We start from the raw sequence: 25,296 nt of genomic DNA, 5'->3' as shown, positions 1-25,296 counted from the left end.
CGGCGCGGACCGTCACCGGGTGGCATTCCAGCAAGTCGGCGACCTCGACGGTGGTCCGGCCACGGTCGAGGAGAGGAAGCGGACGCATTCGGCCCGCTGCCGGGTGTACGCGGTCAGATCACCGCGGGCCAGCAACCCGTGCAGATCACGGTGCTGAACGTCAGTCAGCTCAACTCGGAGGCTCTTCCCCATGGCGTCCCTCCCACAGGACACCTACCCGACACACCCAACTTCACCAGCTCCGCTTCGCCGCCGTCAGCCGCCACCAAGGCCGCCTGGCAGTCGACCTGACGTACAGCAGAGCCTGGTACACCGACACCCAGTTCCAGGAACTCGCCGACCGCGTATCGGTCACCATGGACCACGTAACGCGATAACGGCTGCTGGACCGACGGGGAAGTGCCCGTAGTTCACAGAAGGATCTCCGAATCCTTCTACGTCTTGGACGGCACCGTGCGCGTCTACGACGGTGTGCAGTGGGTCGACGCACGCAAGGGGAACTTCCTGCACGTGCCGCAGGGCGGGCTGCACGCCTTCCGCAACGACTCCGACGAACCGGCCGACATGCTGCTGCTGTTCACGCCGGGGGCTCCCCGCGAGGAGTGCTTCGAGCACGTGTCGCAGTTGGCGCACGCTCCCGACGAGGAGCGGGCCGCGTTCTTCGACCGGCACGACTCGTACTTCGTGGATTAGCGGCGACGGCGGGAAAAGGGCCACGTACAAAGAGCGGGGCCCTGCATCCTTGGCACCCCGGCAACTACCGGTGTCACGGACGCAGGGCCCCGAGCCGCGCGTCAGGCGATCTGCCGCGGGGCGCGCAGGTGGGCGCGCTCCTTCAGCTCCGCCTCGTCGACCAGCTCCAGCATGGGCTTGCCGGGGGCGCACATCATCGTGACGACGAACTCGGTCCGCTCGTCGTCCAGTGCGTTGCCGTCCTGGTAGTGGATGGCGTCACCGCCGGGCTCCCAGAAGGTGCCGCCGGCCTCGACGACTCGCTCCGGCTCCCCCTCAAGTTCGAAGCGGACGGCGCCCTTGATGACGTAGCCGAACGCAGGTCCCGAGTGGCGGTGCGGCGGAGTGCCCGGGTCACCGGGCTCCCACTCGACGTGGATGGTCATGGCCGAGGCGCCCTCGGGAACGACGACCGGTGAGGCGTCCTGGAGCATCTTCGCCGCCCGGGTCCAGCTGGGGCCGTCCACGCCGCCCGTGCCGTGTCCGTGGTGATCGTGCGGGGTGTGCTGTGAGTTCTCCGACACTGGGTCGCACCTTCCGTGGTTGCACTGTGTGTGCGGGACACATCGTCCACGCGTTCACGTGATCGTCGCGGTCGTGGTGACCGCTCGATCCTCCTGACCGGGTTCATCGGAGATGTGTGACACGCAATGGCGGTCGGCCGCGCCCGACACGGTGTCACAAGAACCGACTGCGGCCTGTCTAGGTGGTGTGAGCGCGGTGGCGCGCGGACGCCCGCCGCCGCCCCTCGGACGCCCGGCAAGGGCCATCGGCCCCCGACGAAAGAGATCCGGATGAGAGTCGTCGTTGTAGGTGCAACCGGTCTGATCGGTTCGCTGACGGTCGCCAGGCTCCGCGACCACGGGGTGGAGGTCGTGACCGTCTCGCGCGCGGACGCGGTCGACGTGAGCACCGGGCAGGGCCTGGAGCGGGCCGTGAGCGGCGCCGAAGTGGTCGTGGACGTCACCGACGCCCCCTCCCGGGAGCAGACGGTCAGTACGCGGTTCTTCACGGCCACGACGGGCCATCTCCTCAAGGCCGCTGCCACGGCGGGCGCGGAGCACTATGTGGTGCTATCGGTAGTGGGCGCCGACCGCGTCGGCTCGGGCTACTTCCGGGCCAAGGCGGCGCAGGAGGACCTGGCGCGGCGCGCCACCGTGCCCTGGACGCTGGTGCGCGCCACGCCGTTCCACGAGTCCGTCGAGGCGATCGCGACGGACGGCATCCGGCCCGACGGCGTGCACGTGCCGCCTCTGCTGATGCGCCCGGTCTCGACGGACGAAGTCGCCGCCGCAGTCGCCCATGCCGCAGTAGGGCTGCCGCAGTTCGGGGTGCTCGAGGTCGCGGGGCCGGAAGAGCTCCGGCTCGAGGAGGCCACCGGCGAGCTGCTGGCGGTCCTGGGCCGGAGCGGGCCGGTGGTCGCCGACACGCGCGCGCCCTTCTTCGGCGCGGTCGTCGGGGAGCAGGATCTGCTCCCCGGTCCGCACGCACACCTCGGCCACCGCACCTTCGCCGAGTGGCTCAAGAGCCGCTGACTCCGCCGGGCGACGCCGCACCGTCGCCCGCGCTTCCCGCCGGCCGCCGACTCCTGTGTCCGCGGTCGGTCCCGCCCGTTCCTCACGCTGTGCCAGGAAGGCTGCCATGAACGATCCGTCCCGGCCCACTGTTTCGCCCGCGATCAGTGAGCTCGACCAGCTGCCCGATCGTGACGGGGAGGAGACCGACGAGTGGCGGGCCTCGCTCGACGCCGTCGTACGCAACGCAGGGCCGGAGCGGGCGGCCTACCTGATGCGGCGCGTGCACGAGTTCGCCGAGGAGTCCGGAACCCGGCTGCCCCCGTTGCTGTCCTCGGACTACATCAACACTGTCCCGGCCGCCGCGCAGCCCGCGTTCGACGGTGACCTGGAGATGGAGTCCAGGATCACCGCGCTCAACCGGTGGAACGCCGCCGCGATGGTCACCCGGGGTTCGCCTCTGGGGCTCGGCGGCCATATCTCCACGTACGCGTCGGCGGCCTGGCTGTACGAGATCGGGTTCCACCACTTCTTCCGGGGCAAGGACGGCGACGGCTCCGGCGACCAGCTCTTTCTGCAGGGGCACGCCTCCCCGGGCATCTACGCACGGGTGTTCCTCGAAGGGCGCCTGAGCGCCGGGCAATTGGAGGGCTTCCGCCGGGAGGCGGGCGGTGACGGCCTGCCGTCGTACCCACACCCTCGGCGGCTGCCGTGGCTGTGGGAGTTCCCGACGGTCTCCATGGGGCTCGGCCCGCTCGGCGCCGTCTATCAGGCCCGCTTCAACCGCTATCTACACGCGCGCGGCATCAAGGACACCTCCGCCTCACGGGTGTGGGCGTTCCTGGGCGACGGGGAGACGGACGAGCCGGAGTCGATGGCCGCCCTGACGCTCGCCTCCCGCGAGGGCCTGGACAACCTCACGTTCGTCGTCAACTGCAACCTGCAGCGCCTGGACGGCCCGGTCCGTTCCAACTCGAAGATCGTCCAGGAGTTGGAGGCACGGTTCCGGGGCGCGGGCTGGAAAGTGGTCAAGACGTTGTGGGGCGAGGCGTGGGACCCTCTGCTGGCCCGGGACACCACGGGTGACCTGGTGCGGCGTCTCGGCGAGGTGCCGGACGCGCAGTTGCAGACATTGGCCGCGCGCGACGCCGCGTATGCACGGAAGAACTTCTTCACCGGGGACGCCCTGTCGGCCCTCTCCGCGTCCCTGAGCGACGCTCAAGTGGTGGACCTGTTCGAGAACTCCCGTGGCGGGCACGAGCCGTTGAAGGTGTACGCCGCCTACCGGGCCGCGGTGGAGCACCGCGGCGCTCCGACGGTGGTTCTCGCGCAGACGGTCAAGGGGCACACCCTCGGCTCGGCGTTCGAGTCGCGCAACGCCAACCACCAGATGAAGAAGCTCACGATGGCTCAGTTCCGGGAGCTGCGCGACGTGCTGGAGCTGCCGATCCCCGACAGCGCGCTCGCCGGGGACCAGGTCCCGTTCTGGCATCCCGGGACCGACTCGCCCGAGGTACGGTACCTGCACGAGCGGCGGGCCGCGCTGGGCGGCCCCCTCCCACTGCGCCGGGTGAGGGCCGCGCCGCTGCCACAGCCGCCCGCCAAGCCCTTCGAGTCCCTGGAGAAGGGATCGGGCCACCAGGAGATCGCCACCACGATGGCGCTGGTCCGGCTGGTCAAGGACCTGATGCGGGACGAGAGGAGCGGCGCGCGCTGGGTGCCGATCGTTCCCGACGAGGCCCGCACCTTCGGCATGGAGTCGATGTTTCCCACGGCCGGCATCTACTCGCCTCAGGGTCAGACCTACGATCCCGTCGACGCGGACCAGCTCCTCCACTACCGGGAGACCGCCACCGGGCAGCTCCTCATCGAGGGCATCACCGAAGCCGGTTCCGTGGCCGAGTTCACCGCCGCGGCCACCTCGTACGCCACCCACGGCGAGCCGATGATCCCGTTCTACATCTTCTACGCGATGTTCGGATTCCAACGCACCGGCGATCAGTTCTGGGCGCTCGGCGACCAGATGGGCCGTGGCTTCGTGGTCGGTGGCACCGCCGGGCGCACGACCATGACCGGCGAGGGACTTCAGCACGGTGACGGCCATTCGCATCTGCTGGCCGCCACCAATCCGGCGGCGGTCAGTTACGACCCGGCCTTCGCCTATGAGATCGCGGTAATCGTCCGGGACGGCCTGCGCCGGATGTACGGCGAGCGGCCCGAGAACGTCTTCTACTACCTGACCGTCTACAACGAGCCGAAGCATCAGCCGGCCATGCCGGCGGTGCCGGGCATCGAGGAGGGCATCGTCCGGGGCGTCTACCGGTTCCGGCCCGCCGAACCCGGCGCCGCCGGCCCGCGGTTGCAACTGCTGTCCTCCGGTACGGCCGTCCACTGGGCCCTGCGGGCGCAGGAACTGCTCGCCTCCGACTGGGGCGTGCACGCCGACGTGTGGTCGGTGACGTCCTGGACCGAGCTGCGCAGGGACGCGATGCGCGCCGACGACGCCAGGATGCGCGGCGAGGAGAGCACCCCGTTTGTCACCCGGGCTCTCGCGGGTGCACCTGGCCCCGTACTGGCGGTCAGCGACTGGATGCGACAGGTTCCGGATCAGATCAGCCAGTGGATCGAGCAGGACTACTACTCCCTTGGCACCGATGGATTCGGTCTGTCCGACACACGCGAAGACGTCCGCCGGTACTTCCAGGTGGACGCCGAGTCCATTGTCGTGACCGCGCTCGACCGTCTGGCCCGCGCCGGGCAGGTCCCGTCGGCGACCGTCAATCAGGCCCGCGAACGATACGGCCTCGACCGCTGAGAGACACCGGACGCGACCGGCCCCGCACAAACCACACCACGAACGACAAGTCCGGCGGGCCGTCGCGTCGCGCCCGCCGGTGTTGAGGAGTTGACGACATCATGACGGTTTCCGTCACCCTGCCCGCCCTCGGCGAGTCCGTCACCGAAGGCACCGTGACCCGCTGGCTGAAGCAGGTCGGCGAGCGCGTCGAGGCCGACGAACCCCTGCTGGAGGTCTCCACCGACAAGGTCGACACCGAGATCCCCGCCCCGATGGGTGGTGTCCTGCTGGAGATCACCGCGGCACAGGACGAGACCGTCGAAGTCGGCGCCGCCCTCGGCGTCATCGGCACACCGGTCGAGGCTCCGACGAAACCGACCCCCACTCCGGTCGCACCGTCCACGCCTCCGACCGAGGCGGCTTCCCCCGCCCCGGTTCCGGGCCAAGCCACTGCGCCACACCCCTCTCCTGCTGCCCCGTCGTCCCCGGCGCCGGTCCCCACGCCCACACCAGCGCCGGCGCCCGTCCCGACGGCCGCGGTTGCCGCCGCACCACCTGTTGCCGCCCCTACCGCCGGCCCGGATTCCGTCTCACTGCGCGGCCGTACGGTTCCGATGACCCGCATACGCAGAGCCATCGGGAACAACCTGAAGAAGGCCCTCCAGGAGCAGGCGCAGCTGACCACCACGGTGGAGGCCGACGTCACACGGCTCATGCGGCTGCGTGGCCGGGCTAAGGACGGCTTCCTCGCCCGGGAGGGGCTCACGCTGTCGCCGCTTCCCTTCTTCATCAAGGCCGCCGCCCAGGCGTTGCGGGCGCACCCTGTCGTCAATGCCAGGATCGACGAGACGGCGGGCACCATCACCTACTTCGACACCGAGAACATCGGCATCGCGGTCGACACGGAGGAAGGCCTGATGACCCCGGTCGTCAAGGCGGCCGGGGACCTGACGGTTGCTGGGCTCGCGCGAGCCGTCCACAACCTGGCCGGCCGGGCCCGCAGCGGGCACCTCACTCCCGACGACGTTTCGGGAGCGACGTTCACCATCTCCGACACGGGTTCCCGCGGCGCGCTGTTCGACACAGTCATCGTGCCGCCGCAGGAGGTCGCGATCCTGGGCGTGGGCGCGACGGTCAGGCGGCCGGCTGTCGTCCGCGACGGTGACGACGAAGTCATCGGCATACGGGACCTGGTGCACCTGTCGTTGTCGTACGACCACCGGCTGGTGGACGGGGCTGACGCGGCCCGCTACCTGACCTCGGTCAAGGCGATCCTGGAGGCCGCGGAGTTCGAGGGCAATCTCTACGCCGAGACCGCAGCGTAGACACCGTGGCGTAGGAGAGGAAGCGCCGGTGCGGCTCTCTTGCCGCACCGGCGCAGGCATGTGGTCTCATCCGCTCTTGGCGAGGTCCCGGGTCCGCACCCGGGCGGTGACGGTGTCGCCGTCCTGCGTGCGGTTCACGGTGACGTCCGCGTGGCGCAGGATGGCTTCGATGCGTTCGTCCCCTGCCAGGAAGAGACCGTAGAGGCTCTCCCAGCCACCGCTGAGCGCGTGACGTGCCAGACGCCGCAGGAGACGGGTTCCGAGTCCGCGGCCCTGCGAGGAGTCCTCGACCAGCAGCGCGGCCTCCACAGCCGAGTGATCCGGCATCAGATGGCCGACGGCGACATGGCGTCCGGTGACTTCCTGTGCGGCCAGATGGACCGAACCGGGGCGGTTCAACAGCGTGGGCAGACAGCCGCCGGGGTCGAACATCGCACGGTGGTAGCGGCTCCACAGGGTCTGCGGTGTGCAGCGGCGGTGCAGCGCCACGATTCGGGCGACGTCGGCTGGGCCTATGGGGGTGATCCGCGGTTCGCGGCGCATGAGCTCGTCCTTGCACATCCGGGGCTGGTGCGGGGACAACGCGACGAGTTGTGCGGACGGGCTCGCCGCGACGCGCCCGTCCGCACAGCATTCGACTGGCGGTGTCAGCGCACCGAGCGAGCGGCGTCCTCGATGACCTCGGTGACCTTCCCGGGCTGCGAGACGCTCACCGCGTGGGAGGCCCGTGCCTTCGAGGTGTGGGCGTGGGCCCGCTGGGCCATGAACTCCTGGGCCGCGGGCGGGATGTTGCGGTCCTGTGTGGCGACAAGGACCCATGAGGGGATGGTCTTCCAGGCCGGCTCGGCCGCCTCCCCGGCCAGAGCGGTGTCGGTGATCGGCCTCTGTGTGACGGCCATCAGGTCCGTCGTGGCACGGTGCACGTCAGCCGCGAACTGGTGGTGAAACTTGTCGCTGCGGATGTAGAGGTCGTTGGTCTGGGAGCCGTCGGCGTTCGTGGTCGGCACCGACCGCAGCGCGTCGCCGAGGGTGCTGCCGGGGAACTTCGCCGCCAGGTCGGCCGCGCTCTCCCCTTTCTCCGGGAGAAAGGCTGCGAGGTAGACCAGCGCCTTGACGTTCTCGTTGCCGGTGGCCGCGTTGCTGATCACCGAGCCACCGTACGAGTGCCCGGCCAGGACGATGGGCCCGTCGATGCCGGCCAGGACCTCCTTGAGATAGGTGGAGTCACCGCTCAGGGAGCGCAGCGGATTGGCGACGGCGACCACCGGGTACCGGTCGTGCCGCAGCTCGCGGACGACGTCGTTCCAGCTCGTGGAGTCGGCGAACGCGCCGTGCACCAGGACAACGGTTGGCTTGGGTCCTTCAACGGTGGCGCCCTTGTCGGCAGCGGCCGGGCCGGTCGCGGTGACGAGCAGCCCGGTGAAGACGCTCGCGGTGGCCAGGGCGGTGAGAGCGGTTCGGGCCCGGTTGGTGCCGGAGGTTCGGTCCATGACGATGGCCTTTCGGACGGGATCGGTGATCGGTGCAGTGCCCGCGTCTCCCGGACGGGAGGCGGGTGGTGCCGGTGGATGGCTCAGGGCCGGTGCCGCCCGATGAGTTCCTTGTGCTCGGTCGGCGACGGCTTGGGGATCTGAGTGCCCGGGCCGTGGAAGACACGGCTGAGCGCGACGCGCAGGCGACGGGTGGGGGCGGGGCCGTCGGGCTCCAGATCGGGACCGCCCTCAAGGGGCAGGTACTGCTCGTGGGCAGTGAGGGTGTGCAACCGCGCCTGGTCGATGGGCTCATGGACTTCGACGTACTCGCCGTGCGGCAGTAGCTTGATGATGCCGGTCTCGCGTCCGTGCAGCACTTTGTCGCGGTCGCGGCGCTGCAGGGCCAGGGCGAGGCGCTTGGTGATCACGAAGGCCAGGACCGGGGCGACGAACAAGCCTATGCGCACGGTCCACGTCGCGGAGTTGACGGAGACGTGCAGCGTGGTGGCCATCACGTCGTTGGCGGCGCCGATGAGCGCCACCGCGTAGACGCTGAGCCAGGCCACCCCCAGGGCGGTCCGCACGGGGCGGTTGCGGGGGCGGTCCAGCAGGTGGTGGTCTTGGTCGTCGTCCGTGACCCAGGCTTCCAGGAAGGGGTAGGCGCCCATCGCCAGGAAGAGCAGCATCCCGGCCAGCAGGGGCAGGAGGTTGTCCAGGGCCAGGGTGTGACCCCACAGGTCGATCTCCCAGCCGGGCATGACGCGCAGCAGGCCGTCCGCGACGCCCATGTACCAGTCCGGCTGGGATCCGGCGGAGACCTGGTCGGGGCGGAAGGGGCCGTAGTCCCACACGGGGTTGATCTGGGCCACGGCGGCCATGAAGAAGATTACGCCGAACACGAAGCAGAAGTAGCCGGCGGACTTGACGGCGTACACCTTGAACGGAAGGCCGACGACGTTGTTCTCGGTCCGGCCTGGGCCGGCGTACTGCGTGTGCCGGTGGCGTACGGCAAGAACCACGTGGCCGACCAGCACGGCGATGACCACCCCAGGGAGCACCAGCGTGTGCAGGGTGTTGAAGCGCGCGATCAGGTCCTCGCCGGGAAACTCGCCGCCGAACAGGAAGAACGACACATAGGTCCCGACGATGGGAATCGACAGCAGCGTGCCGTTGACCACTTGCAGGCCGGTTCCGGACAGTAGGTCGCCGGGCAGGTCGTAGCCGGTCAGGCCCGCGAACATGGCCAGGACGAGCAGCAGGAATCCCAGCACCCAGTTCAGCTCGCGCGGCTTGCGGAACGCGCCGGTGAAGAAGACCCGCATCAGGTGCGCGAAGACCGCCGCGACGAAGACCAGTGCAGCCCAGTGGTGGGCCTGGCGGACGAGCAGACCTCCGCGGACGTCGAAGGAGAGGTGCAGGGTCGAGTCGAAGGCCTGGGACACCAACCGCCCCCGCAGCGGCGCGTACCGGCCGTCGTAGGCCACGAGGTCGGAGGACGGGTGGAAGTAGAGGCTGAGGTAGACACCCGTGATCAGCAGGATGACGAGACTGTAGAGCGCGATCTCGCCGAGCAGGAACGACCAGTGGTCCGGGAAGGCCGTGCGGCGCGCGGAGCGCGTCAGCCCCCGCAGGCCCGTGCGGCTGTCCACCCATGTGACGAGTCGGTCTCCGCCGCTCCCCCGCTCCGGCTCAAGCGGTCGTCCGTCGTTGCCCATCTCGTCACCATTCGTTTCCGACTGCACTTTTCAGGCGCATTCATGAACTGCTGTCCCAGTCAAGACCGGGGAGACGGCAAGGGTGTGACACCGTTGCGCGGTTCGGTGTCAGCGTGTGACGACGTTCTCCAGCTCCTCACCGGCGGCGAACCGGGCCAACTGCCGTCGGACGAGTGCCTCGAGACGGGGCCACAGGTCGGGGGTGAAGGCGCCGACGTGCGGGGTGATCAGTACGCCGGGCGCTGTCCAGAGCGGATGCCCCGCCGGGAGCGGCTCGGGATCGCTCACGTCGAGGGCGGCCCGCAGGCGACCGCCGTGCACCTCCTTCAGCAGGGCGTCAGTGTCGACGACCGCTCCCCGGGACACGTTGACGAGCAGGGCGCCGTCCTTCACCCGGGCCAGCAGTCCGGCGTCGAAGAGCTGACGGGTCGCGGCCGTCAGCGGAGTGGAGAGCACGATCACGTCCGCGTCCTCAACGAGCCCCGGCAGTCGCGCCACGGAGTGCACCGGCCCCTGGCGGGCGTCCCTGCCCCTGCGCCCGACGCGGGTGACGACGCAGCCGAAGGGTGTCAGGAGGTCCTCCAGCGCGGAGCCGACGGCGCCGTGGCCGACGATGAGCACGGACCGCCCGTACAGCGTGGAAAATGTCTGCGGGTCCCACTCCTCCCGGTCCTGGGCGCGGAGCGACTCCGGTATGCCGCGCAGACAGGCGAGGGCCAGCGTCAGGGCCAGTTCCGCCGTGCCGGCGGCCTGGACTCCCTGCGCACTGCACAAGGTCACCTCGCGGGGAAGGTGTTCGAGTGCCGATCGCAGTTCGTCCGTACCGGAGCTGAGTGCCTGGACCGCCCGCAGGCGAGTCATCCCGGCGAGCGGCCCGGCGATGATGTCGATGTCCTTGGTCAGGGGCGGCACATAGAACTCCACCTCCGCCGGGTCCGTCGGGAAGGCCGAACGGCCGTCCCAGCGCGCGTAGTCGAGCCCTGGGGGCAGATCAGCCAGACGGCAGAACTGTGTGGGCAGCCATACCTGGGGGTGACGCGCGGTCATGACAACGTACTCCGCTCTCATTGCGGTTGAGGGGCCGGTTCCCCGTCCGGGGTCGAGACAAGGCCGAAGGATTGACTGCGCACCGTGTGTATCTGTGACAGCAGTGCACGGCTGCCGCCCCCGCGTCACACACTGGCCCCATACGTTGTCATGTCGGGCATGCATACCGTCATCACCAGAACGCCGAACATCCGACGGGGATCCGACTCCTACGCGGTGACCGCCGAGTTCTACGACATCCTGCAGGCCGACGAGGACGAGGCGCGGGTGCGTCGCCTGTACGGCCGTGAGATCGCCGGGGCCCGCCATGGCGTGCTGGACATCGGGGCCGGCACCGGGCGGGTGACGATGCTGTCGGTGACCGATTCCTGGGCGGACGTGCACGCCGTCGAGCCGGCCCGGGCCATGCGCACGTCCCTGATGACCCGGCTCGCCTCCCTCCCCGCCGAGCAGCGGGGGCGGGTGACCGTGCATCCGCACCCCCTGCAGGAAGCGGCGCTGCACGCGGTCGCGGACGTGGCCGTCTGTCACAACGTGGTGGGCTGCCTGCCCCCTGCCGTACGCGAGAGGTTGTGGTCCGCGGTCGGCGGGGCTCTCACTCCCGACGGTTCGCTGTTTGTGCAGCTGCCGCCGGCCCGCCTTCCGGCCCGCACTGTTGTGCGTTTGCTGGTGGACAAGCGGGTCGGCGAGCACGTCTACGGCGGTCGCATGACGATGTCGGCCGTCGGCTACCGCATCCGCACCCGTGTCGACTACTGGGTGAGAAGGAGCGAGGACGTGCTGCGGGAGCACACCGAAACGTTCTGGATGTGGCCCGCGACGCGCGCTCGGCTCGTCGACGAACTGGCACGGCAAGACTTCGTCCCGCTCCCCGGACGCAACGACTCGGAGCTGCTGGCCATGACACTTCCAAGCCGTCGGTGAGACGCCGTACGCAGTGTGTCTCCTTCAGGCCAGACGGTCACAACCACTGTTGTCACAAATGGGCTCGTCGCCCGGTCTTCTGTACGACCCCGCCACACGGGGCGCTGTGCGTGCCACACCGTCCGGGCCGGAATTCCGCATGTCCCGTGTGAGGACTTTCGTCCTCTCTGGCCTCAGGGTCCCCTGGCAGGCCTGCTTCCGTGAGCCACCGCCCAGCCACCCCATCCCGTTCGCCTGCCGAGAAAGCCGAGAGAGGACCAGTCATGGCCCCCGAGCCTCCTGCCATCCTGGACGCCGGACCGTTCGACGGCGTCGACCCGGACGAGTTCGTACGTGCGTCCATGCACTGGCACTTCGACCCGGCGACCGGCTCGCGCTACTGGCTGGACCGGGCCGGTCGGCTCGACTTCGACCCCCGCCGCGACGTCAAGGGGGTGGCTGATCTGGCCCTGTTCCCCGATCTGGCCGACGAACTGCGGGACGTCCCGGTGACGGACCTGGTCCCCTGCGGTTACGGTCGCGACGTCCGGCCGGTCAACGTCTTCGACAGCGGCGGGACGACCGGGGCGCCCAAGCGGGTCGTCCAACTCGACGACTTGGTGTCACGCAGCACGGAGCAGGTCGACCTGCGACTGCGCGCCCACGGTTTGCCCACCGGCACCCAGTGGTTGACCGTGGCGCCGACCGGGCCGCATCTGGTGGGCGACGTCCTCCAACGTGCGGCACGGTCCCTGGGCGGTCCGGGGCTGAGCGTCGACATGGATCCGCGGTGGGTGAGGAAGCTCATCGCCGCGGGCCGCAACGACGAGGTCGAGTCCTACACCGACCACCTCGTCGACCAGTGCCGGCGGATCCTGTCGACCCAGGACATCGGCGTACTCGCCGCCACCACTCCGCTGTTGGAGCGCTTCGCCCGGGAGGACGACCTGCTGGAGCGGATCAACGGCTCGGTGCGGGCCATCGTCTGGGGCGGCACGCACATGGACCCCGACACCCGCCACTTGCTGGCCACGGACGTCTTTCCCGACACCCCGCTCATCGGCATGTACGGCAACACCATGATGCTCACCGCGCTCCTCGAACGAGTCGGTGTCGGGGCCACCGAGCCCTGCGTGTTCGATCCGGTGTCGCCGTACGTGTTCCTGTCGGTCGTGGCCCCCGGCACCCGGGAACCGGTCGGGTTCGGAGAACGCGGCCAAGTGATCGTCAGCCACGTCAGCAAGTCCATGCTGATTCCCAACAACGCTGAACGCGACACGGCCGTCCGCACGCGCCCGGTCGACGGACAGGCGGGAGACGCCGTGGCCGACGTGGCACCGGTCCTCACGGTCGAGGGCGACCGGGTGATCGAGGGCGTGTACTGATGGCAACCCCCGAAGCTCCCCAGCCCGTTCACCTGGACGCACTGGGCCCCCGCGGCCCCTACCGGACGCGGATGCCGAGCGCGGTGCAGGACGTGACCGGCACCGAGGTGGCGCGGCTGAGCCTGGTGCCGCCGGTGTACGTGACCAGGACGCTGGCGGCACTGCGCAAGGCCGAGCCCGTACCGACGGCCCGCGTCGACGCCCTCTTCGAAGCGGCGGCCGAGGAGTTCGCCACCGGCACCGTCGGAGGCCTGAACGTACACGCGTACGAGCACCTCGTCAGCCGCACCTGCGGAACGCCGCTCCCCGTAGTGCGCGCCGCGACGCGGGGCACGGCGCGCTTCGTCGCTCTGGCCCGCTCGTCCGCGGAACAGGGCAGGCCGCGCGGGACGCTCGCCGACCCCGAGCGCGCGGGTGCCGGGCACGCCATATGGGCACGACGGGGTGACGTGTTCGCGGTCAACGCCTCCGGCAACCACCCCGGTGTCCACCGGCTGTGGCTGGAAGCCCTGGCCCTGGGCTACCGCGTCGCCGTACGCCCTTCGCGGCGCGAACCCTTCACCCCGCACCGGCTGGTCACCGCGCTGCACGGCGCAGGTGTCCGACCGGACCAACTGGTGCTGCTTCCCACCGACCATCGGGCCGCCGACGCACTGATCCGCGGCGCCGACCGCACGATCGTGTACGGCGGCGACGACGTGGTCGCCCGGTACGCCGGCAATCCCCGTGTGCTGCCCCAGGGGCCCGGTCGCAGCAAGATCCTCGTCACCGCGGACACCGACTGGCGCCGACACCTCGACACGATCGTCTCGTCGGTCGCCGACGAGGGTGGGACCGCGTGCGTCAATGCCACCGCCGTGCTCGTCGAGGGCGATCCGGCTCCGCTCGCCGAGGCCCTCGCGGCCCGCCTGTCCCGGCTGCCCGGTCTGCCGCCCCAGGACGAGCGAGCGGTGCTTCCGGTGGTCGGCCTGGACCGGGCTCGGGCGCTCGACTCGTACCTGCGGTTCGTGGCGGCCGGGACCCGGCCCTGGCTCGGCGGCGACGGCATCGTGGAGGATCTCGACGACGGAAGTGCCGCGCTGCGTCCCGCGGTCCACCAGGTCGACCGGGCCGACGCCGAGCCGCTGCGCACCGAACTGCCCTTCCCCTGCGTATGGGTGGCGCCCTGGAACCGTACTGACGGCATCGCTCCGCTGCAGGACACGCTCGTCCTTACGGCCCATACCCGCGACCGGGCCCTGCTCGACGCGCTGCTGGCGGAACCCACCGTCGCCAATGTGTACGTCGGCGACCACCCGACCTGCTGGATGGCTCCCGGCGTGCCCCACGACAGCTACCTGTCGGACTTCCTGATGCGCAGCAAGGCGTTCGTCGGCGCACTGTGACCGGAGCTCAGTGATGCATGAGCAGCATCAGCGCGGTCCCCCAAGCCATGGCCCCGTGCCGCGTCTGCCCGTACGGATCCGTCGAGGTGACGCCGTGCACCCGGTCGGCCCCGGACCGGAGAGACGGCATGGGGCGGGTCAACAACCAGAGGCCGCACGCCAGAAGATATGACGTCAGCACGGCGGTCACCACGGCGTCCGGTCCGTAGGACGGGCACAGCATCCAGGCCATCGCCGCCATGCCCACGGCCGAGGGGAGTTGATCGGCGATCGCGGCGATGCCGCGCGCCGGACCGCGGCCGAAGGCCGTCAGAGGGAACCACAGTGCGGCGGCCGCGAAGAAGAGCGTCGTTGTCCAACCGGACAGCGAACGGCCGGGGCTCCAGGGCATCACCGCCATGGCCGCGGCCATGGCGGAGTGCAGGAGGTGGTCCACCCCTTCGCGGCCCACGACGCCTCTCAGGTCCTGCCGCAGCGCGTGCACCGCGACGACGGAGAAGAGCACCGTGAGCAGGCCGTGTTCGATGTCGACGGGTGTTCGCATGGACGTCAGTTCCCACACTGTGTGCCCTTCCTGGCTCCTTGCCGTACGCAGTCATGACCAGGTGCGCGATCCATCCGTGACACAGAGAGAGCTGCCACGGTGTGATGCAAGAAGTACGCCGGGCGGGAACCTGCGATCGATCGGAGAATCAGCCGGCAGCGCCGCTTGTACCATGGTGCGCACAAGCCAGAAGGGACTCTTCATGCACGCTGGCAGGCCCCCCGACGCCCTTGATCAAGCGATGGAGGACTTCCTCGCGGTACGCCCCCAGCTCTTCGGCATCGCGTACCGAGTCCTGGGCAGCATGGTGGAGGCCGAGGACGTCGTGCAGGACACGTGGGTGCGGTGGCAGAACACGGACCGCACGAAGGTGAAGGAGCCGGCTGCCTTCCTGACCACGGTCGTCACACGGTTGGCGATCAACTTGGCTCAGTCCGCCCGGGTGCGCCGGGAGTCCTATGTCGGACCATGGCTTCCCGCCCCCGTCGACACCGCGGAGGATCCGCAACTGGGTGCGGAGCGTGCCGAGGCACTGGAGCTTGCGGTTCTGATGCTTCTGGAGAAGCTGAACCCCGTGGAGCGCACCGCCTATGTGCTGAGAGAGGCGTTCGATTACCCCTACGGCCGGATCGCCGAGATTCTGGAGACGACCGAGGCCAACACCCGCCAGTTGGTGAGCCGGGGGCGCAAGCACCTGGCCTCCGAGCGCACGGCGCGCGTCACGCGGACCGCCCACCGGCGCCTGCTGGAGGTATTTCTCTCCGCTGCGCGGACGGGTGAGCTGTCGGTCCTTGAGGACATTCTGGCCGCCGACGTCGTCAGCTACTCGGACGGCGGCGGGGTCCGCGGCGCATCCAGGATCCCGGTAGTCGGACGGACCCGCGTGTCGCGGTACCTGGTGGCCTTCGCCCCTCGCTTCTGGCCGGGGACGGAGGTCCGGTGGGTCGAGGCGAACGGTCTGCCGGCGGTGCTGATCTCCGCCGAGGGGGAATCTGTCGGCCTGCTGTCCCTCGACGTCTCCGAGAAGGGCGTCGACCGGGTCATGTGGGTGATGAACCCGGCCAAACTGGCGCCCTACGTGGCCTCGTTGAAGGACTGAGCGGCCCACGGCATCTCCTTCGTTTCGCTGACCGCGTCACAGGAGCGGTCGTTCCCCGGTCATGCAGTAGTCCGGCCCGAACCGCACGACCGACACCTCACCACGACGACCGGAGTCATGCCGTGACCGATCCGCTCCAGCTACCCGCCCTGTCCACCGATATGGGCTTCGCCGGGGAGGAGTTCTCCCCCCTCTATACGACGACGGTGACCGTCGACGGTGGTGCGGCCTCGCACGGGCGGGCCTCCGGCCAAGCACGTTCGTCGGACGGTGCCCTGAACCTGGATCTGCGGATGCCCGCCGAGCTGGGCGGCAGCGGTCAGGGGACCAACCCCGAGCAGTTGTTCGCGGCCGGCTTCGCGGCCTGCTTCCACGGCGCGCTGAGCCTCCTGGCGAGGCAGGAGGCACTCGACCCCGGGGCCATCTCCGTCGCGGCGACCGTCGCGTTCGGACGCGATCCCGGTGACGGCGGCTATCTGCTCCACGTCGACCTGGTGGTGCGGTGGCCCGACGTCCCACGCGAGACGGCCACGAGCCTGATGGAGCGGGCCGACGGGCTGTGCCCGTACGCACGCATGGCCTGGAGGGGCACCCCCACCACCGTCACCCTCGCTCCCTGACCGGTTCAGAGCGGAAACCACGGATCCACATCGTCGGCCTCGTCCTTGCGGACGGCGAACCTGGAGATCTCCGTCTTGCGTACCTGCTGCGGCGGCAGTGCCGCGACCAGGGGATGGTCTCCGGACGCCTCACGAGGATCACACCGTTGCGCCGAACCCCCGTCGAAGAACTCCTCGTCGACAGTCCGATAGTGCTCCCAGTGCTGCGGCAGCTCGTCCTCCTGGAAGATCGCTTCCACTGGGCAGACGGGCTCGCAGGCGTGGCAGTCGACGCACTCGTCGGGGTTGATGTACAGCGTGCGTACGCCCTCGTAGATACAGTCCACCGGACATTCGGTCAGGCACGCCCGGTCCTTGATGTCGACACAGGGCTGCGCGATGACATACGTCATCCCCTTGCTCCTCTCCGGGCCACGAACTCACCCATGTGACCGACGACACCGCAAAGGTGTGACAACTGCACACGCACGATGCTCAACACATCGGCGCCCATGTCACAAACCGTCGCCCGGACTTGTCACTTGTGCGTGACCCACCCAGAGCGACGGGAGTGATCGTGGCCATTACCGAGCAACGTCTTGCCACCACAGTGCTGGTGATCGGCACCGGCGGAGCCGGCCTGCGAGCGTCGATCGAGCTGGCCGAGGCCGGCGTCGACGTTGTCGCCGTCGGCAAACGTCCCAAGGAGGACACCCACACCTCACTGGCCGCCGGTGGGATCAACGCCGCCCTGGCCACGATGGATCCCGGGGACAGCTGGCAGCAGCACGCCGCCGACACACTCAAGGAGAGCTATCTCCTGGGTGACCCACGTACGGCAGAGATCGTCACCCGAGGTGCCGCCCTGGGCATCGACGACCTGGAGCGGTACGGCATGGCCTTCGCCCGTGAGGAGGACGGCCGCATCTCACAGCGCTTCTTCGGTGCGCACAAGTTCCGGCGCACCGCCTTCGCCGGCGACTACACGGGCCTGGAGATCCAGCGCACGCTTGTCCGGCGGGCGAGCCGGCTGGACATCCCTGTGCTCGACAGCGTCTACATCACCCGCCTCCTGGTGCACGACGGCGCGGTGTTCGGCGCCTACGGCTTCGACCTGAACAACGGCACCCGCTACCTCGTCCACGCGGACGCCGTCATCCTCGCGGCCGGCGGCCACACACGCATCTGGCGCCGCACGTCTTCGCGGCGCGACGAGAACACAGGCGACTCGTTCCGGCTCGCGGTCGAGGCCGGGGCCAGGCTGCGCGATCCCGAGCTGGTGCAGTTCCATCCCTCCGGCATCATCGAACCGGAGAACGCCGCCGGCACGCTGGTCAGCGAAGCGGCCCGCGGCGAGGGCGGCGTCCTGCGCAACGCCCTGGGCGAGCGGTACATGAGCCACTACGACCCCGAGCGCATGGAACTGTCCACGCGCGACCGCGTGGCGCTGGCCTCCTACACCGAGATCAAGGAGGGGCGCGGCACGCCCAACGGCGGCGTCTGGCTCGACGTCTCGCACCTTCCCCGCCAGACGATCATGACGCGGCTCCCCCGCGTCTACCAGACCCTCCTCGAACTGCAGATGCTCGACATCACGCGCGATCCGATCGAGGTCGCTCCCACAGCCCACTATTCGATGGGCGGTGTCTGGGTCCGCCCCGAGGACCACAGCACCGACGTCCGTGGCCTGTACGCCATCGGCGAGGCCTCCAGCGGACTGCACGGCGCCAACCGCTTGGGCGGCAACAGCCTCATCGAGCTGCTGGTCTACGGCCGCATCACCGGCCAGGCCGCCGCCGCCTACGCGGAATCACTCACCGCACAGCCGCGCAGTGCCTCGGCCGTTGCCGGGGCCCGCGCGGAGGTCGACGCGTTGCTCGCCGCAGACGGGCCCGAGAACGTCCGTGCCCTGCAGCGTGCCATCCGCAACACCATGACCGAGCACGCGGGCGTCGTCCGGGACGAGCAGGGTCTGCGCACCGGTCTGGCGGAGCTGAACCTCATCGAAAAGCGCATGGAGAACGTCGGGGTGCACCCCGACATCGCCGGCTTCCAGGACCTCGCCCACGCCTTCGACCTGAAATCGGCCGCCCTGGCCGCGCGCGCCACTCTCGAGGCGGCGCTGGAGCGCCGGGAGACCCGCGGCTGCCACAACCGCAGCGACTTCCCTGAGACGGACCCCGCGTTCCGCGTCAACCTCGTCTGGTCCTCGAAGACCGGTGTCGTCCACGAGAGCATTCCCCCGGTTCCGCAAGAGATCGCCTCGCTCATGACGGAGGTCTCCACCGAGGGAAAGCTTGTCGAATAGCCGGAAGCCGGCCGGACACATGGCCACGTTGTCACATGAACCAGGTGAACCCGGTCTTTCCTTACAGCCCCTGTCCTCGCGACAGTCACGCACTCCCGAAAGGATTCCCTCATGAAGGTCGTCGTCATCGGCGGTACCGGACTGATCGGCTCAAAGCTGGTCGCCAAGCTCAAGGAGCACGGTCATGAGGCCGTGCCGGCCGCTCCCAACACTGGTGTCAACACCCTCACGGGTGAAGGTCTCGCCGAGGTCCTGACGGGCGCCTCGGTCGTGGTCGACGTCTCCAATTCGCCCTCCTTCGCGGACGACGCGGTAATGGAATTCTTCCGCACCTCGACCACCAACCTCCTCAAGGCGGAGGCGGAGGCCGGCGTCACCCACCACGTGGCCCTGTCCGTCGTCGGTACGGAGCGGCTCCAGGAGAGCGGCTACTTCCGTGCCAAGCAGGCGCAGGAGGAGCTGATCAAGAACTCGGGCATCCCGTACTCCATCGTGCACGCCACGCAGTTCTTCGAGTTCATGAAGGGGATCGCCGAATCCGCGACCCGCGGCGACACCGTCCGTCTGGCCCCGGTCAAGATCCGCCCCGTCCACTCCGACGATGTGGCTGCGACCGTGGGCCGCACCGCCGTCGGCACCCCCGTGGGCGGGGTGGTGGAGGTCGCCGGTCCAGACGTGTTCCAGCTCGATGAACTGATCGGCAAGGGCCTGGCCGCGAAGAACGACCCGCGCACGGTCGTGCCCGACGTGCACGCGCCGTACTTCGGTGCGGAACTGCAGGAGACCACGCTGCTCCCCGGCCCGGACGCGCACATCGCGGAGACCCGTTTCCCCGACTGGCTGGCGCAACAACAGCAGGGCTGAGTCGTCACCCGGGCCCGCCGTGCGCACCGCGTCACGGCGGGCCCTTTTCCGTTCACCACAGACGTCAGGGTGGGTCCCGTTCCCGGGACCCACCCTGATCACGTTCGGGCCGTGCTCACGCAGCCGCTTCCGTCACCGCCGCTGTCGCCGCCGGGCGGACAGCCCGCAGTCGCAAGGCGCGGCGCTCTCCTTCCGTCGTGCCGCCCCAGATGCCCTCGACCGGGCCCGTCTCGACGGCCCACGACAAGCACTGCTGCGCCACCGGGCACCGGCGGCAGACGGCCTTCGCCTCGTCGATCTGAAGGGCCGTCGGGCCGCTCCTGATGTCGCCCACCGGGAAGAAGAGATCCGCGTCCTCGCGTAGACACAGGCTCCCGTCGCGCCAATCCATGAGGTGCCTCCTGAGTGTGAAAGGAACACTGTTCGGGGGTGGCTCGTCACGTGGGGGGAGGTGTGGCGAGGAGCACCACCCTTCACTGGGAAGGACCAGTGGATCGGCATATGTGTGACATCGCCGCCGAGCCGTGAAGTTCTGGCACAAAGTGCGTCGGGCACCTGTAACGAAACGTATGTGTGCTCGGTCTCCTGGAGCGGAGGCGCCCCCACAAGAACGCGCACCGCCTCCGTCAACAACCCGGCAACAGGAAACGGAGACCCAGGGACATGCGTCCAGAGGTGATCACCATAGAAGGCGACCTGCATGACGCCGTGACCGTCTTCGTGAAGCTCCGGCCGCGTCTCTTCGGCATCGCCTATCGCGTGCTGGGCAGCGCGGTGGAGGCCGAGGACGTCGTACAGGAGGTGTGGCTGCGGTGGCAGCACACCGACAGGGCCGTGGTGGTCAGCCCCGCGGCCTTTCTGTCGAGCGCCACCACACGACTGGCCATCAACGTCGCCCAGTCGGCCCGGGTACGCCGTGAGACCTACATCGGCCCCTGGCTGCCCGAGCCCATCGACACCAGCGACGACCCGCAGGCAGGTGCCGAACGGGCGGAAGCGCTGGAACTCGCCCTGCTCCTGGTGCTGGAGAAGCTGCCGCCGACCGAGCGTGCCGCCTACGTCCTGCGGGAGGCCTTCGACTACTCCTACCCGGAGATAGCACAGATTCTGGGGCTCAGCCCCGTCAACGTGCGCAAGATCGTGAGCCGGGCCCGCAAGCACCTCACCGAGGACCAACGGGACAGCGTCGACGCCATCGAGCACCGCAGGTTGCTCAACGCGTTCGTCACCGCTGCCCGGCAGGGGGACGTCGCCTCTCTGGAAGCGCTGCTCACCTCGGACGCGGTCAGTCTGTCCGACGGGAACGGTATGCGCGGGGCGGCCCGCGTCCCGGTCGTCGGCCGGGCCCGCGTGGCGAACCTGTCGACCGCCCACCCACGGTTCTGGCCCACGGTCGAGGCCGAGACGGTCGAGGCCAACGGTCGCGCCGGAGTCGTCCTGTACCGCGACGGCCGGGCCTCCACCTTCATGACCGTCGCGGCCACGCACCGGGGCATTCATCAGGTGATGTGGGTCTTCAACCCGGACAAGATCGCTGCTCTGCTCCGCTCCCGCTCCCGCGAGGCGGTCTACGGTTAGATCTCACGGACCGTCACATACTCTCGTGGGCAACCCTGTTCCAGGAGCGAAGCTTGTCGGGGTTGAGGACTGCCCAGACCTGAGCCACACGAGAGTGGACCAGGTCGAGGGTGATCACGGCGGCGACCTGCTCGTCGCAGCGGGCGACCAGTCCGGTGCGTCCGTTGACCGGCCAGGTGTCCACAGTGGTGCGCCGGCAGGCGGAGAGCAAGGTGATCAGGCTGCGGGCGACGTTCTCGTCGCCGGTGACGGGTCTGACCGGTGCGCGGACCTTGCCACCGCCGTCGAAGTACGCGGTGACATCATCGGTGAGCAATGCGGCGAGAGCTTCGTGGTTCCCGTGGGCACACGCCTGCCGTACGGCCCGCACCGTCTCCTCGTGCCGACCCGCCGGCCGACGGCTTCGGGCACGCAGTCCCTGCCGAGCCGCAACCGCCGGGTCGGCACGAACCGGTACCGAACGCGCCGCGCCGCGCGGTGCCCTGGACGCCGGCGCTCCGTAGAGACCGTCGAGTACGAATGCGGCTCTCTGAGCCGGCGACAGCGTGTCAACCACCCGCAGCAGCACCTCGCTGACTTCCCTCTCCGGCCCGTCCTCGCACACTCCTTGGCAGTCCGAACGGCCACGTGTGTCACCGTTCGGACCGAGCGGGGCGAGCCGTGCCAGAGAGAGGCCACCCACGACGTGGGTCAGCCATGTCCGCGGGGCCTGTATGCGTGACCGCTCGCCGTCACCAAGCCCGTACCACTCCCGGTACGCCTCGTCGGCGACGCGCTCGGCCGTGACCCTGCTGCCCAGCATCCAGTGCGCGACACCCACCAAGTGCCGCCGCTCGTCGAGCAGTTCCGTGAGCGGCACGGCGTCACCGATGTGCTCCATACCGACTCCCCCCTTCCGAACGGAACGTTACCCGCCTGACACCCCTCCCCGGGCGGTGAGCTTCCCTCACCGTGAAGTGGGAGCGGTGCTTGCGTCTCCGCAACGAAACACACCGTCATGCCGGTCTGTGACCTTCCGTCCCGCTCAGTGGCAATAACGTGTGTCGTGTGTACCGGCGGTCCTTGGAGTCCACTTACCCCGGGCCGCTCCTCACACTCACATTCCGAAGGGAATCATCATCCGCACTTCAACACGCGCGGCCGCTGTCAGAACCTCCCTCACAGGGCTCTCGCTCGCTGCGGGGGCAGCCCGGGCAAGACCCGGGGCGGCAGACGTCGTGCTGGAGGTTCTCCACGTACTGCTGCACGGCGCGCGCCCTCTTCTCCCAGAACGCTTCGTCCCCCGGCTGCGAACTGCCGGAATGCGGCAGCCGTACGACGGCTGTCACAGCTCCTGCCACTGCCCGGTCAATGCGGTATCGACGGCTCGCGGCGCTTCCGTGCCGCAGCCCCTGCGGCAGTGAAGGAGGAGCACGGCAGTGAAACGCATCAACCACGTCCGAGCGACAACCGGTCCAGAGAAGCCCGTCCAGCCCGTCCACAGGGCTTCCGACGCCGGCCGAGGAGGGACGTGCGGATGACTCGAAGCGCTGGCCGCCAGACCGATCCCGCCGCCGTCACCGTCTCGCTGGCCGCGGAGGCAGCCGTCCTCGAGGGACGGCTTGGTGTGCTCCGGGAGGCGATCGACGAGGTGAACGCCCAGATCCGCAAGGTGTCCGAGAAGATCGCACAGCTGCCGCGGACCGCAGCCGAATCTGGTTGCACCGAGGCACCGGCAGACGGAGGGGGCGACATGGGGCTCGCCCCCCGGCCGACGGGCTGTCTCTGACGGCCCGTGCGGGCGAATCTCACCGACCGACCGGATCTTCACCAGCCCCCGCGAGGAACAGTGTGTTCTCCAGGGCTCTGCCCACTCTGTTCTCGTACCGGTGGAGACGCTGCCTATGATGTTGGACAGCATCCCCCGGTTCCGCGCCGGGTGGCGGGCCAGCACAACGAAAGGGCCCGCCATGACAAAGGGTTGAGAGTGAGAGGAACCCATGGTTTCCGTGACCCCGACGGCCCGCAACATCGAAAGCGCTGCCGAGAGTCTCCGGGAGGACCTGACCCGGCTTGAGATCCAGAAGCAGGCACTGGAGAGGGAACTGGCCGCGGTCAGCGCCCACCTCGGTTCCGTGCAGCGGGCGCTCGACGCCCTTCAGGCCCTCATGCCCGGCAGCGGCCCGGCCGCCACTCCCCCGGGCCCCGCGGCCCCGCCGTCCCCGGCGAAGCCGAAGCCCACACGAGCCGGGGCATCGGCCGTTCCGGCCGACGAGAACCCTGCCAAGGCCAAACGGAGCAACGAAGACGGCGACGACGGCAAGACGTACGGCAGGCTCACGGAACAGATCCTGGCGTACTTCGCACAATCCGGGGACGACGAAGTACGCGCCCGCGACGTCGCGTCCGCTCTGGGACGCGACACCGACAGCGGCAGCATCAACGCCATCCGCAGCACGCTCGACCGCCTGGTCGGCGCCTCGCGCATCCAGCGGGTCGGCCGCGGGCTCTACCGCGCCGTCAAGCCCTGATCCTGTCTTCGGGCTCAGCGGGCTCCGCACCCGGGCGCGGGTCGCCGTGTGAGACGAAGGCCTCCCTCGGGTGCTGCACCGAGGCGAGCGAGACGATGTCGCGGCCGTAGAGAACGGCGGTGGCCCACACAGCGAACACGCGCGCCTTCCGCTCCCAGCTCGGTATGGCCAGGACGTGGTACCCCCGGTGCATCAGCCACGCCGGGAACCCCTTGATGACCAGACTCCGGTACTGGAAGATGCCGCGGCCGAGCCCGAGCGTGGCCACCACGCCCAGGCCACGGTGCATATAGTCCTTTGCCGGGCGCTCGCGCAGGGACGCCAGGATGTTCTTGGCCAGCCGTTTGCCTTGCCGGACGGCATGCTGGGCGTTGGGCACGGTGTGGGCACCCGGCCGCCCGGCGGCAAGATCGGGCACCGAGGCATCATCACCCGCCGCCCAGGCTTCGGGCACCACCTCGGTGCCCGTGGCAACCCGCAGATCCGCCCGTACGGTGAGCAGTCCGCGCTCGTCGACGGGGAGGTCGCTGTGGTTGTGCACGATCGGGTTGGCAGCATTGCCGGCCGCCCACACCAGGAGCCCCGAGTCGTACTCGGTGCCGTCAGAGAGCCGCACGCGCCCGTCCGCGGCGGAGACGAGCTGGGTGTTCAGGTGCACCCGCGCCCCCCGCTTCTCCAGTGAACGCACCACCCAGGCCCCCGGCCGGTCGGTGACCTCGGGCAGGATACGGTCTCGCGCCTCGACCAGGTGGAAGGCCGGTTCGTCCGCGTCGATCTCCGGATACCGCTTGAGCAACGCGGTCGCCAGTGCCAGCAGTTCACCGAACCCCTCCACTCCGGAGAATCCGCCACCGACGACGGTGACGGTGAGTAGTTTGCTGCGTTCGGGCCCGCGCGGCAGGCCGGCCGCGCGGTCGAACGAGGTGAGGAGGCGGTCGCGGATGGCCACCGCCTCCTCGACGTGCTTCAGCCCGTACGCCTGATCGCTCAGCCCCGGGATCGGGAAGGTACGTGTGACGGCCCCGGCCGTCACCACCAGCACGTCGTACTGCAGGTCGAAGGGCGGAGCGGATTCCGGGCGGACCGTGACCGTGCGCGCGCCGTGGCGGATCTCGGTCACCGAGCCCGCGATCAGACGCGTGTGGTGCAGGTGCCGTCGGAGCGATACCGCGGCGTGCCGCGCCTCCACCGAGCCGGCCACGACCTCGGGCAGGAACGGCTGGTACGTCATGTAGGGACGAGGGTCGACGACGGTGACGCGCGCCTCACCCCGTCGCAGCTTCTTCTCCAGGCCCCACGCTGTGTAGAAACCCGCATAGCCGCCGCCCACTATCAAGATCTCACGCACGGTGTCCCTCTGTTCCTGTCGGTCTTCACCTTGTAGACCGAGCTCCGGCACTCGGTGTGACATGGTGGCCGGATCACCGCCGACTACCGTCCGTGGGTAGGCTCAAGCAGTGCGGCGGGCGTCAACGCCACGCGCGCGGAGGCCCGTTCACTCTCATATGCGATTCATAGA

General features: G+C 69.4%; 22 protein-coding genes and 2 pseudogenes. 14 read left to right on the top strand and 10 right to left on the bottom strand.

Annotated elements, in window-relative coordinates:
• Positions 1–411: 411 nt before the first annotated feature.
• Positions 412–693 (top strand): annotated as a pseudogene (locus IE269_RS17295) (cupin domain-containing protein); the annotation flags it as partial.
• 101 nt (positions 694–794) lie between these two features.
• Here the strand turns inward: IE269_RS17295 and IE269_RS17290 are convergent.
• Complete coding sequence (locus IE269_RS17290; RefSeq protein WP_189823837.1) at positions 795–1,256, bottom strand: cupin domain-containing protein; 462 nt, start codon at positions 1,254–1,256, stop codon at positions 795–797.
• Positions 1,257–1,526: 270 nt separating this feature from the next.
• On the opposite strand from IE269_RS17290, the gene IE269_RS17285 reads away from it, so the two are divergent.
• The 3 genes from IE269_RS17285 to IE269_RS17275 all read left to right on the top strand — a co-directional run bounded on the left by IE269_RS17285 (position 1,527) and on the right by IE269_RS17275 (position 6,368).
• A complete protein-coding gene (locus IE269_RS17285) occupies positions 1,527–2,267 on the top strand; it encodes an SDR family oxidoreductase (RefSeq protein WP_189823836.1) in 741 nt (246 codons plus the stop codon).
• Positions 2,268–2,373: 106 nt separating this feature from the next.
• A complete protein-coding gene (gene aceE / locus IE269_RS17280) occupies positions 2,374–5,061 on the top strand; it encodes a pyruvate dehydrogenase (acetyl-transferring), homodimeric type (protein ID WP_189823835.1) in 2,688 nt (895 codons plus the stop codon).
• A gap of 101 nt (positions 5,062–5,162) precedes the next feature.
• Complete coding sequence (locus IE269_RS17275) at positions 5,163–6,368, top strand: 2-oxo acid dehydrogenase subunit E2 (RefSeq protein WP_189823834.1); 1,206 nt, start codon at positions 5,163–5,165, stop codon at positions 6,366–6,368.
• 66 nt (positions 6,369–6,434) lie between these two features.
• Here IE269_RS17275 and IE269_RS17270 read toward each other — a convergent pair whose 3' ends face one another.
• The 4 genes from IE269_RS17270 to IE269_RS17255 all read right to left on the bottom strand — a co-directional run bounded on the left by IE269_RS17270 (position 6,435) and on the right by IE269_RS17255 (position 10,602).
• Positions 6,435–6,911, bottom strand: coding sequence for a GNAT family N-acetyltransferase (locus tag IE269_RS17270; protein WP_189823833.1), 477 nt, complete (start codon positions 6,909–6,911; stop codon positions 6,435–6,437).
• Positions 6,912–7,015: 104 nt separating this feature from the next.
• Positions 7,016–7,858 carry an alpha/beta fold hydrolase gene (locus IE269_RS17265; protein ID WP_189823832.1) on the bottom strand — a complete coding sequence of 281 codons (843 nt, stop codon included), beginning with the start codon at positions 7,856–7,858 and terminating at the stop codon, positions 7,016–7,018.
• An 83-nt stretch (positions 7,859–7,941) separates the two neighbouring features.
• Complete coding sequence (gene qcrB, locus IE269_RS17260; protein WP_189823831.1) at positions 7,942–9,555, bottom strand: cytochrome bc1 complex cytochrome b subunit; 1,614 nt, start codon at positions 9,553–9,555, stop codon at positions 7,942–7,944.
• Between the two features lie 108 nt (positions 9,556–9,663).
• Entirely contained in the window at positions 9,664–10,602 is a 939-nt protein-coding gene (locus IE269_RS17255) for a 2-hydroxyacid dehydrogenase (protein WP_189823830.1), read from the bottom strand.
• 216 nt (positions 10,603–10,818) lie between these two features.
• On the opposite strand from IE269_RS17255, the gene IE269_RS17250 reads away from it, so the two are divergent.
• The 3 genes from IE269_RS17250 to IE269_RS17240 all read left to right on the top strand — a co-directional run bounded on the left by IE269_RS17250 (position 10,819) and on the right by IE269_RS17240 (position 14,275).
• Entirely contained in the window at positions 10,819–11,526 is a 708-nt protein-coding gene (locus tag IE269_RS17250) for a class I SAM-dependent methyltransferase (RefSeq protein WP_229897779.1), read from the top strand.
• Between the two features lie 263 nt (positions 11,527–11,789).
• The gene (locus IE269_RS17245) at positions 11,790–12,890 is read left to right on the top strand and encodes a phenazine antibiotic biosynthesis protein (RefSeq protein ID WP_189823828.1); all 1,101 of its coding nucleotides are present in this window, start codon (positions 11,790–11,792) and stop codon (positions 12,888–12,890) included.
• Positions 12,890–14,275 (top strand): aldehyde dehydrogenase family protein, encoded by a 1,386-nt coding sequence (locus IE269_RS17240; RefSeq protein ID WP_189823827.1) that lies wholly within the window; start codon positions 12,890–12,892, stop codon positions 14,273–14,275. The genes IE269_RS17245 and IE269_RS17240 overlap by 1 nt, the downstream gene beginning before the upstream one ends.
• A gap of 7 nt (positions 14,276–14,282) precedes the next feature.
• Here the strand turns inward: IE269_RS17240 and IE269_RS17235 are convergent, their stop codons facing one another.
• Positions 14,283–14,819 (bottom strand): DUF5134 domain-containing protein, encoded by a 537-nt coding sequence (locus IE269_RS17235; RefSeq protein ID WP_189823826.1) that lies wholly within the window; start codon positions 14,817–14,819, stop codon positions 14,283–14,285.
• A gap of 202 nt (positions 14,820–15,021) precedes the next feature.
• Between IE269_RS17235 and IE269_RS17230 the strand changes: the two genes are divergently transcribed.
• A complete protein-coding gene (locus tag IE269_RS17230; RefSeq protein WP_189823825.1) occupies positions 15,022–15,918 on the top strand; it encodes an RNA polymerase sigma-70 factor in 897 nt (298 codons plus the stop codon).
• A 122-nt stretch (positions 15,919–16,040) separates the two neighbouring features.
• A complete protein-coding gene (locus IE269_RS17225; RefSeq protein ID WP_229897777.1) occupies positions 16,041–16,538 on the top strand; it encodes an Ohr family peroxiredoxin in 498 nt (165 codons plus the stop codon).
• Between the two features lie 86 nt (positions 16,539–16,624).
• Here IE269_RS17225 and fdxA read toward each other — a convergent pair.
• Positions 16,625–16,930 (bottom strand): annotated as a pseudogene (gene fdxA, locus IE269_RS43205) (ferredoxin); the annotation flags it as partial.
• A 164-nt stretch (positions 16,931–17,094) separates the two neighbouring features.
• On the opposite strand from fdxA, the gene IE269_RS17215 reads away from it, so the two are divergent.
• Together IE269_RS17215 and IE269_RS17210 are read left to right on the top strand one after the other, a co-directional pair.
• Entirely contained in the window at positions 17,095–18,825 is a 1,731-nt protein-coding gene (locus tag IE269_RS17215) for an FAD-binding protein (protein WP_189823823.1), read from the top strand.
• Positions 18,826–18,936: 111 nt separating this feature from the next.
• Entirely contained in the window at positions 18,937–19,689 is a 753-nt protein-coding gene (locus IE269_RS17210; protein ID WP_189823822.1) for an SDR family oxidoreductase, read from the top strand.
• A 115-nt stretch (positions 19,690–19,804) separates the two neighbouring features.
• Here IE269_RS17210 and IE269_RS17205 read toward each other — a convergent pair whose 3' ends face one another.
• Positions 19,805–20,080, bottom strand: coding sequence for a WhiB family transcriptional regulator (locus IE269_RS17205; RefSeq protein ID WP_189823821.1), 276 nt, complete (start codon positions 20,078–20,080; stop codon positions 19,805–19,807).
• A gap of 293 nt (positions 20,081–20,373) precedes the next feature.
• Between IE269_RS17205 and IE269_RS17200 the strand changes: the two genes are divergently transcribed.
• Positions 20,374–21,267 (top strand): RNA polymerase sigma-70 factor, encoded by an 894-nt coding sequence (locus IE269_RS17200; RefSeq protein ID WP_229897805.1) that lies wholly within the window; start codon positions 20,374–20,376, stop codon positions 21,265–21,267.
• 13 nt (positions 21,268–21,280) lie between these two features.
• Here IE269_RS17200 and IE269_RS17195 read toward each other — a convergent pair whose 3' ends face one another.
• Positions 21,281–22,147: a sigma-70 family RNA polymerase sigma factor family protein gene (locus IE269_RS17195; RefSeq protein WP_189823819.1), complete on the bottom strand. Its 867-nt coding sequence runs from the start codon at positions 22,145–22,147 to the stop codon at positions 21,281–21,283.
• A gap of 636 nt (positions 22,148–22,783) precedes the next feature.
• Between IE269_RS17195 and IE269_RS17190 the strand changes: the two genes are divergently transcribed.
• Together IE269_RS17190 and IE269_RS17185 are read left to right on the top strand one after the other, a co-directional pair.
• A complete protein-coding gene (locus IE269_RS17190; RefSeq protein ID WP_189823818.1) occupies positions 22,784–23,035 on the top strand; it encodes a hypothetical protein in 252 nt (83 codons plus the stop codon).
• A 211-nt stretch (positions 23,036–23,246) separates the two neighbouring features.
• Positions 23,247–23,777, top strand: a complete 531-nt coding sequence (locus IE269_RS17185) for a hypothetical protein (RefSeq protein ID WP_189823817.1) — start codon at positions 23,247–23,249, stop codon at positions 23,775–23,777.
• On the opposite strand, the gene IE269_RS17180 is transcribed toward IE269_RS17185, so the two are convergent.
• Complete coding sequence (locus IE269_RS17180) at positions 23,767–25,125, bottom strand: NAD(P)/FAD-dependent oxidoreductase (RefSeq protein WP_189823902.1); 1,359 nt, start codon at positions 25,123–25,125, stop codon at positions 23,767–23,769. The two genes, IE269_RS17185 and IE269_RS17180, sit on opposite strands and share 11 nt — an antisense overlap.
• Between the last annotated feature and the right edge of the window lie 171 nt (positions 25,126–25,296).

The organism is Streptomyces spiroverticillatus, from assembly GCA_014650415.1.
Classification (GTDB): domain Bacteria; phylum Actinomycetota; class Actinomycetes; order Streptomycetales; family Streptomycetaceae; genus Streptomyces; species Streptomyces spiroverticillatus.
The sequence above is the reverse complement of the archived record's forward strand: the minus strand, read 5'-3'. Positions and strand labels throughout refer to the sequence as shown.